Origin of the sequence: Microbacterium sp. UBA3394 (assembly GCF_002358725.1) — a bacterium.
Classification (GTDB): Bacteria; Actinomycetota; Actinomycetes; order Actinomycetales; family Microbacteriaceae; genus Microbacterium; species Microbacterium luteum.
This window is the reverse complement of record NZ_DEPK01000166.1, coordinates 8,817-17,750: the sequence shown is the minus strand read 5'-3', so window position 1 is coordinate 17,750 and position 8,934 is coordinate 8,817. Positions and strand designations below refer to the sequence as shown.

The 8,934-nt window shown below is 69.1% G+C and carries 8 protein-coding genes and 1 pseudogene; 5 read left to right on the top strand and 4 right to left on the bottom strand.

Annotated elements, in window-relative coordinates:
- Window positions 1-121: 121 nt before the first annotated feature.
- The 4 genes and pseudogenes from B4E30_RS09855 to guaB (B4E30_RS09840) form a co-directional block, all read right to left on the bottom strand.
- Complete coding sequence (locus tag B4E30_RS09855; protein WP_071044579.1) at window positions 122-1,240, bottom strand: GuaB3 family IMP dehydrogenase-related protein; 1,119 nt, start codon at window positions 1,238-1,240, stop codon at window positions 122-124.
- Between the two features lie 313 nt (window positions 1,241-1,553).
- Complete coding sequence (locus B4E30_RS09850) at window positions 1,554-1,832, bottom strand: DUF2277 domain-containing protein (RefSeq protein ID WP_071046048.1); 279 nt, start codon at window positions 1,830-1,832, stop codon at window positions 1,554-1,556.
- A gap of 193 nt (window positions 1,833-2,025) precedes the next feature.
- A pseudogene (gene guaB / locus B4E30_RS09845) lies at window positions 2,026-3,117 on the bottom strand (IMP dehydrogenase); the annotation flags it as partial.
- Window positions 3,063-3,914: an IMP dehydrogenase gene (guaB, locus tag B4E30_RS09840; RefSeq protein ID WP_414683205.1), complete on the bottom strand. Its 852-nt coding sequence runs from the start codon at window positions 3,912-3,914 to the stop codon at window positions 3,063-3,065. The pseudogene guaB (B4E30_RS09845) and the gene guaB (B4E30_RS09840), both read right to left, overlap by 55 nt.
- Window positions 3,915-4,293: 379 nt before the next feature.
- Between guaB (B4E30_RS09840) and B4E30_RS09835 the strand changes: the two genes are divergently transcribed.
- From B4E30_RS09835 to B4E30_RS09815, 5 genes are read left to right on the top strand one after another with little or no spacing between them, the layout of a single operon-like run.
- Window positions 4,294-5,553: a branched-chain amino acid ABC transporter permease gene (locus tag B4E30_RS09835; RefSeq protein ID WP_194385562.1), complete on the top strand. Its 1,260-nt coding sequence runs from the start codon at window positions 4,294-4,296 to the stop codon at window positions 5,551-5,553.
- A 9-nt stretch (window positions 5,554-5,562) separates the two neighbouring features.
- A complete protein-coding gene (locus tag B4E30_RS09830; protein WP_071046043.1) occupies window positions 5,563-6,543 on the top strand; it encodes a branched-chain amino acid ABC transporter permease in 981 nt (326 codons plus the stop codon).
- Between the two features lie 28 nt (window positions 6,544-6,571).
- Window positions 6,572-7,561 (top strand): ABC transporter ATP-binding protein, encoded by a 990-nt coding sequence (locus B4E30_RS09825; RefSeq protein WP_194383643.1) that lies wholly within the window; start codon window positions 6,572-6,574, stop codon window positions 7,559-7,561.
- Window positions 7,558-8,298, top strand: a complete 741-nt coding sequence (locus B4E30_RS09820; protein ID WP_071046040.1) for an ABC transporter ATP-binding protein — start codon at window positions 7,558-7,560, stop codon at window positions 8,296-8,298. Before B4E30_RS09825 ends, B4E30_RS09820 begins: the two co-directional genes overlap by 4 nt.
- Window positions 8,299-8,330: 32 nt before the next feature.
- Complete coding sequence (locus B4E30_RS09815) at window positions 8,331-8,741, top strand: VOC family protein (RefSeq protein ID WP_228480804.1); 411 nt, start codon at window positions 8,331-8,333, stop codon at window positions 8,739-8,741.
- Window positions 8,742-8,934 lie beyond the last annotated feature (193 nt).

Genomic DNA, 8,934 nt, shown 5'->3' with positions numbered 1-8,934 from the left:
GCGAACACGCCCGCCACCACCAGGCACAGGGCCAGCACGCCGAGCCAGCGCGGGCGCAGCATGACCTCGCGCAGCGTCGGCGGGAAGACCTCCGGTGGTGCCGGGTGCGGGTCGGCGGTGGTCATCCGGCCTGATACGGCGCCACGACGACCTCGCAGCGCTGGAATTCCTTCAGGTCTGAGTACCCGGTCGTGGCCATCGACTTCTTCAAGGCGCCGATGAGGTTGACCGTGCCGTCGGCGACCGGAGCCGGACCGTACAGCACCGACTCGAGGTCGGCGAGCTGGTTCACGGCCACGCGGCGTCCGCGGGGCAGCTTCGGGTGATGCGCCTCCGGGCCCCAGTGGTACCCGAGGCCGGGGGCATCGGTCGCGCGCGCGAGAGCGACGCCGAGCATGACCGCATCCGCCCCCATCGCGAGAGCCTTGACGAGGTCGCCCGAGGTTCCCACCCCGCCGTCGGCGATCACGTGCACGTAGCGGCCGCCGGACTCGTCGAGATAGTCGCGACGGGCGCCGGCGACGTCGGCGAGCGCCGTGGCCATGGGTGCGTGGATGCCGAGGGTGGCGCGGGTGGACGAGCTCGCGCCCCCGCCGAAGCCCACGAGCACACCGGCGGCGCCGGTGCGCATCAGGTGGAGGGCGGCGGTGTACGTCGCCGCACCGCCGACGATGACCGGCACGTCGAGGTCGTAGATGAACTTCTTCAGGTTCAGCGGCGCCGCCACCGATGACACGTGCTCGGCCGAGACGGTGGTGCCGCGGATGACGAAGAGGTCGACCCCGGCCGCGACGACGGTCTCGTAGAGCTCCTGCGTGCGCTGCGGCGTGAGGGAACCGGCGACGGTCACACCGGCCGCGCGGATCTCGGAGAGTCGATCCCGCACCAGTTCCGGCTGGATCGGTGCGGCATACAGCTCCTGCATGCGACGGGTCGCCTGGTCGTCCGGCAGCGACGCGATCTCGGCGAGGAGCGGCTCGGGGTCGTCGTAGCGAGTCCACAGCCCCTCGAGGTCGAGCACGCCGAGTCCGCCGAGCTGGCCGAGCATGATCGCGGTCTTGGGGCTCACCACCGAGTCCATCGGCGCGCCGATGACGGGGATGTCGAAGGAGAACGCGTCGATGGTCCACGCGGTCGAGACGTCCTCCGGGTTGCGCGTGCGGCGCGAGGGGACGACGGCGAGGTCGTCGAACGTAAACGCGCGGCGGGCCCGCTTGGCGCGGCCGATCTCGATCTCCATGCTCACCGGGCCAGCCTACCCGCCCGCCCGCCGCATCCCTCTGCCCCCGGCGCCTTTGCCGCCTCGGCCGGCGCTGCCGCATCCAGCCGCCGGGCATCCCTGCCCCGCGCCCGCCGCACCCCCCGCCGCCCGCCCGCCGCATCCGGCCGCCGGGCGCATCCCCTCCCCCGCCGATGTCGGAGAAACGGGCCGATGTCGGAGGATTCGCCGCGAATCGTCCGACATCGACGCGATTCTCCGACGATGCGGCGGCAGAGAATGTCGCGGCAGACGCGGGCGGTCAGGCGCCGCGGGCGGGGCAGACGCGGGCGGGTCAGGCGGCCGAGTAGCGCCCGGAGGCTTCGGCGCGGGCGCGCTTCTTCGCCGCCTCCTCGTCGCGGTTCTTCGGCGGCGCACTGGTCACGAGGTCGTCCAGCAGGTGCTGCGTGGCATGAGCGATGTCGGCTACGGCGCGGTCGAACGCCTCGCGGTTCGCCTGCGACGGCTTCGTCGTCCCGGCGATCTTGCGCACGTACTGCAGCGCGGCGGCGTGCACTTCGTCGCTCGTCGCCGCGGGCTCGAAGTTGTGGAGCGTGTGGATGTTCCGGCACATGCCGCCGACTGTACGCCGGTGTCGCCCGCTGTCGCACGGGGTGGAACGTCGGAGAATCGGTCCGATGTCGGAGGATCCTGTGCAAATCGTCCGACATCGGCGCGAATCTCCGACATCGGGCCTCGCGGCGCGGGCTCCGGGCCTCGCGGCGCGGGCTCCGGGCCTCGCGGCGCGGCGCCGCGAGCGCGCGAGGTCAGCGCTTGTAGTTGGGCGCCTCGACGACGATCTGCACGTCGTGCGGGTGCGACTCCTTCAGCCCCGCCGAGGTGATGCGCACGAACTTCCCCTTGGCCTTCAGCTCGTCGATCGTGCGCGCGCCGACGTAGAACATCGACTGACGGAGGCCGCCGACCAGCTGGTAGGCGACCGCGGAGACGGGGCCGCGGTAGGCGACCTGCCCCTCGATCCCCTCCGGAATCAGCTTGTCGTCGTTGGGCACATCGGCCTGGAAGTAGCGGTCCTTCGAGTACGACGTCTTCTTGCCGCGTGTCTGCAGGGCGCCGAGGGAACCCATCCCGCGATAGAGCTTGAACTGCTTGCCGCCCTGGAAGACGACCTCGCCCGGCGACTCGTCGGTTCCGGCCAGGAGCGACCCGATCATGACGCTCTCCGCACCGGCGACGAGGGCCTTGGCGATGTCACCGGAGTACTGCAGGCCGCCGTCGGCGATGACCGGGATGCCTGCCTCGCGCGCCGCCAGCCAAGCCTCGTAGATCGCCGTCACCTGGGGCACGCCGACACCGGCGACGATGCGCGTGGTGCAGATGGACCCCGGGCCGACACCGACCTTCACCGCGTCGACGCCCGCGTCGATGAGCGCCTGTGCACCCTCCCGGGTCGCGACGTTTCCGCCGATGACGTCGATGTGGTCGAACGACCGATCGCCCTTGATGCGCCGCACCATCTCGATCACGCCCGCCGACTGGCCGTTCGCGGTGTCGACGACGACGACGTCGACACCCGCGTCGCGGAGGGCCTCGGCGCGTTCCCACGCGTCGCCGAAGAAGCCGATCGCCGCGCCGACGCGCAGGCGGCCGTGCTCGTCCTTGGTCGCCAGCGGATACTTCTCGCTCTTGTCGAAGTCCTTGATGGTGATGAGGCCGGCGAGCTTGCCCTCGTCGTCGATGAGCGGCAGCTTCTCGACGCGGTGCTCGGCGAACAGGGCGATGACCTCGTTCGCGCCGATGCCCACGTTCCCGGTGACCAGGCCATCGCTCGTCATGACGTCTCTCACGAGAGTGGTCTGACGCTCGAAGCCCGACACGAAGCGCATGTCGCGGTTGGTNNCATCTCGATCACGCCCGCCGACTGCCCGTTGGCGGTGTCGACCACGACGACGTCGACACCCGCGTCACGGAGGGCCTCGGCGCGCTCCCACGCATCCCCGAAGAAGCCGATCGCCGCGCCGACGCGCAGCCGACCGTGCTCGTCCTTGGTCGCGAGCGGGTACTTCTCGCTCTTGTCGAAGTCCTTGATGGTGATGAGGCCGGCGAGCTTGCCCTCGTCGTCGATGAGCGGCAGCTTCTCGACGCGGTGCTCGGCGAACAGGGCGATGACCTCGTTCGCGCCGATGCCCACGTTCCCGGTGACCAGGCCCTCGCTCGTCATGACGTCTTTCACGAGAGTGGTCTGACGCTCGAAGCCCGACACGAAGCGCATGTCGCGGTTGGTCACGATGCCCACCAGACGCCCCTCGGCGTCGACGACCGGCAGACCCGAGATGCGGTACTGCGCGCACAGCCCGTCGACCTCTTCGATCGTGGCCTCGGGCGTTGTCGTGATCGGGTCGGTGATCATTCCCGACTCGCTGCGCTTGACGCGGTCGACCATCGCCGCCTGGTCGGCGATCGACAGGTTCCGGTGGATGATCCCGATGCCGCCCTCCCGCGCGATCGCGATCGCGAGGCGCGTCTCGGTGACGGTGTCCATCGCGGCGGAGATGAGCGGGGTGGCCACGGTGATGCGGCGAGTGACCCGGCTGGAGGTGTCCGCCTCGCTCGGGATGACGTCGGTGTGTCCCGGCAGCAGCAGGACGTCGTCGTAGGTCAGTCCGACGAAGCCGAAGGGGTCGTGGTGCTCCATGGGTCCTCCTGCGCCCGTCGCCGTCGGGCGCGTGCAGATCGGGGTGACGGCGTGTCGATCCGAGAATTCTCGACTCGTCGATTCTAAGGCGCGCGCAACCCGTCGCATTCCCGGCACCCCTACGGGGTGGGAGCGCTCGATCCGGGCGCATCGCGGGAGCGCTTCCGCGGTTCGAGATCAAAACGAGATGCAGGCCACGAATGTGTCGTTGGCCCGAAACAACGACGACACATTACGCTCGTACCGTCGATCATCACGGCCGATGCGACCTGAAGCTTCGGCGCGCTGGTGTGCCGAGCTGGGAGGTTCAGTGAGTCCTTCGACCACGATCGCGACACCTCGATCGCGCCTACAGGCGTTATCGGTCGTCATCGGCCTGATGCTGGCGCTGCTGGGCGTCTTCGCCGCGTCCGCGCCGGCGAGCGCCGCGGAGGGCGACCCCTACCGCATCAGCGGGAACGTCCAGCTGGACGGCGAGCCGCTGCCCGGCATCATCCTCGTCATCGACGGCCCCGGCGGCGCGCAGGAGGTGGAGACCGACGAGAACGGCCAGTGGAGCGTTCAGGTCCCCGAGCGCGGTGACGAGAACGAGTACACCGTCACCCTCGACGAGAACTCCCTCCCCGAGGGCATCGCGGTCGTCGACCCTGAGGACGACACCCCGAACGTGCTCGAGGTGGTCGTGGGCCCCGGCGGGTTCGCGGCGGTCAACTTCTTCATCGGAGAGGGCGAGCGCAACGTCACCTCCTTCTTCGACCAGCTGGTGCAGCGCGTCGTGCAGGGGATCAGCTTCGGCCTGATGCTCGCCCTTGCCGCCGTGGGCCTCACCCTCGTCTACGGCACGACCGGCATCTCGAACTTCGCCCACGGCGAGATGGTGACCTTCGGCGCCATCGTCGCCTTCGTGCTGGTCGGTCCCGCGAGCCTCGCCCTCCCGTGGTGGCTGGGCTATCCCCTCGCGGTGGTGCTGAGCGCGGCTCTGGGACTGGTGATGGATGCGGCGCTGTGGCGACCGCTCCGCAGACGCCGGGTCGGCGTGGTGCAGCTGATGATCGTCAGCATCGGCCTCTCCCTCGCCCTGCGGTACACCTTCCAGTTCTTCATCGGCGGCGGCACCGCACAGCTCCCGGGCGCCTCGGCCCCCAAGATCCCGCTGTTCGGCGCGGTGCAGATGAGCGTGATCGACATGGCGTCGATCGTCATCTCCATCGTCGTGATCGTCATCTTCGCCTTCTGGCTCACCCGCTCGCGGATCGGAAAGGCGACCCGGGCGATCTCCGACAACCCGTCTCTGGCGGCCGCATCCGGCATCGACGTCGACTACGTCGTGCGCGTGGTGTGGGTGCTCGCCGGAGCGCTCGCGGGCCTCGCCGGCATCCTCTACGCGTACTACCGCCCCGGAATCCGCTGGGACATGGGTGCGCAGCTGCTGCTGCTGATGTTCGCGGCGGTCGTCCTCGGCGGCCTCGGCACGGCATACGGCGCGCTCATCGGCGCGCTGATCGTCGGCATCGTCGTGGAGGCGTCGAGCCTGTGGATCCCGGCGGACCTCAAGTTCGCCAGCGGACTGTTCATCCTGATCGTGATCCTGTTGTTCCGACCACAGGGCATCCTCGGTCGACGCGAGAGAATAGGTTAGGCGCAGACCATGGACTGGCTTCAGATCCTCTCCAACTCGGCAAGCTCGATCCTGAGCCCCGCCACGATCGGCTACGCCCTCGCGGCGCTCGGTCTGGCGATGCACTTCGGCTACGGCGGCCTGATCAACATGGGCATCGCCGGCTTCATGGCCATCGGCGCCTACGGCTATGCGATCTCCGTCCTCACCTTCGGGCTCCCGTGGTGGCTCGCGGCGATCCTGGGGCTGGTGGCCGCGGCGATCTTCGCGCTCATCCTCGGTATTCCGACCCTCCGACTGAGAGGCGACTACCTCGCGATCGTCACGATCGCCGCCGCGGAGGTCGTGCGACTGCTGTTCCTCACGACCGCCTTCGACGACGTCACCGGCTCGGCCGACGGACTGAGCGGGTATCACGCGAGCTTCCGGGCATCGAACCCGATCCCCGACGGCACGTACGGCTTCGGCCCGTGGATGTACAACGAGACCCAGTGGTGGGTGCGCATCATGGGGCTGCTCACCCTCGCTTTCGCGGTGCTGGTGGTGTGGATGCTGACCCACAGCCCCTGGGGACGTGCCCTGAAGGGCATCCGTGAAGACGAGGACGCCGTGCGCTCGCTCGGGAAGAACGTCTTCGCCTACAAGATGCAGACCCTCGTGCTCGGTGGCGTGATCGCCGCCGCGGGAGGCATCGTCTACGCCCTGCCGGCGGCCATCAGCCCCGGCGTGTACGTGACGTCGCTGACGTTCTTCGTATGGACCGCGCTCCTGCTCGGTGGCGCCGCCACCGTGTTCGGTCCGCTCCTCGGGTCGCTCATCTTCTGGGTGCTGCAGACCTTCCTCTCCAACGTCCTTCCCGCGATGGCCTCGGCCGGTCTGCTGTTCGGCATGTCGGCCATCCAGGCGGCGACGCTGCGATTCATCCTCGTGGGCGTGGCCCTGATGCTGCTGGTGATCTTCATGCCGCAGGGCCTGCTCGGCAACAAGAAGGAGCTGACCTTTGTCAAGTGATACGCCGGCAGGCGCCGAGCCGCCCACGATGACCTCTCCCACGCCGCGCCCCAAGACGACGGGCCTGCATAAGGGCGACGCCGCACCGGGCTGCGCCAAGGTCGACCCGATCATCGTCGCCGACAACGTGCGCCGATCCTTCGGCGGCGTGCACGCCGTCGACGTCGACCACCTCGAGGTGCCGCGCGGGGCGATCACCGCCCTCATCGGCCCGAACGGTGCCGGAAAGACCACGCTGTTCAACCTGCTCACCGGATTCGACAAGCCCGACGAGGGCACGTGGAGCTTCGACGGACGCGATCTCGCGGGCGTTCCCGCCTACAAGGTGGCCCGGATGGGTCTCGTGCGCACCTTCCAGCTGACGAAGGCCCTGGGCCTGCTCACGGTGCTCGACAACATGAAGCTCGGCGCGACCGGCCAGCGGGGCGAGAGCTTCTGGGGCGGTCTGTTCCCGCCGCTTTGGCGCAAGCAGGACAAAGACATCGAGACCCGCGCGATGGGCATCCTGCAGAAGTTCAAGCTTGACACCAAATCGGCCGACTTCGCCGCGAGCCTCTCGGGAGGTCAGCGCAAGCTGCTCGAGATGGCGCGCTCGCTCATGACCGATCCGACGCTCGTCATGCTCGACGAGCCGATGGCCGGCGTCAACCCGGCGCTCACGCAGTCGCTGCTGGACCACATCCTCGACCTGAAGGACGAGGGGATGACGGTCCTCTTCGTCGAGCACGACATGCACATGGTGCGTCACATCGCCGACTGGGTCGTCGTGATGGCCGAGGGCAAGATCGTGGCCGAGGGCGATCCGCACTCCGTGATGCGGGACCCGGCCGTGATCGACGCCTACCTCGGCGCCCACCAGGACGTCGACCTGGGTGAGGTCACCGGCCGCATCCCGGTGCAGGGCGAGGCGGCATCGGCGTCCGGCCTGTCCAAGGCCGACATCGAGGCCGAAGCGGAAGCCGAGCTCGAGGCCGAGGAAGCCCCGAAGCGGCACCACCACGAGGAGGACGAGCGATGAGCACCGCCACGACCACCGGCACCACCGTCGTCTCCGTCGAAGACGTGCACGCCGGCTACCTGCCGGGCGTCAACATCCTCAACGGCTGCAACCTCGTCGCACACCAGGGCGAGCTGATCGGCATCATCGGACCCAACGGCGCTGGCAAGTCCACCCTTCTGAAGGCGATCTTCGGTCAGGTGAACGTGCGCAGCGGCACGGTCACTCTCGAGGGCGACGACATCACGGGTCTGAAGGCGAACAAGCTCGTCGCCCGGGGCGTGGGCTTCATCCCGCAGACGAACAACGTCTTCCCCTCCCTGACGATCGAGGAGAACCTGCAGATGGGCCTGTACCAGCGCCCGTCGGTCTACGCCGAACGGCTCGAGTTCGTCACGGGGATCTTCGCCGAACTCGGCAAGCGGCTCAAGCAGCGCGCCGGGTCGCTCTCGGGCGGCGAGCGCCAGATGGTGGCGATGAGCCGCGCACTCATGATGGACCCCAAAGTGCTGCTGCTCGACGAGCCGTCCGCCGGTCTCTCGCCTGTGCGGCAGGACGAGGCGTTCATCCGCGTCTCCGAGATCAACAAGGCCGGGGTGACGTGCATCATGGTCGAGCAGAACGCGCGCCGCTGTCTGCAGATCTGCGATCGCGGCTACGTGCTCGACCAGGGCCGCGACGCCTACACCGGTTCCGGCCGTGAGCTGCTGAACGACCCGAAGGTGACGGAGCTCTACCTGGGCACGCTCGGCGCCTGACGCGCGCCCGCCGAAGGCGTATCGTCGGCGCCATGAGCGATGACGCACGCGTGGACCTCGGCGAGTTCTCCCTGAGCCTGGCCGTGAGGGATCTGGCCGTGTCGACGGCCTTCTACGAGCGCCTCGGCTTCGAGGCGTTCGGCGGCGATGCCGCGTCGGGGTGGCGGATGCTGCGCAACGGCACGACGGTGATCGGGCTGTTCCAGGGCATGTTCGACCGGAACATCCTCACCTTCACACCCGGCTGGTCCGCCGAGGGACCGACCGAAGAGCCGTTCACCGACGTGCGCGATCTGCAGCGGACCCTTCGCGAGCACGGCGTGGAGTTCGTCGAGTCCGCCGACGAGACCGGCGACGGCCCCGCGAGCTTCACCGTGGTCGACCCGGACGGCAACCCGATCCTCGTCGACCAGCACGTGCCGCGTCCGTCCACCGGCGCCTGAGCGCGACGCTCGACCGGCCGCGACCCCGGCTCGCGCCGGTATACGGCGGGAGGCCCCGCGAGCCGAAGCTCACGGGGCCTCCGTGGGTGCGAGACGATCAGCCCTGCCAGGCGGCGTAGGTGTTGTCGTCGCCGTACTCGTAGATGCCGATCGACGCCTCGGTCGGGTCGCCGACCTCGTCGAACGTGATCGG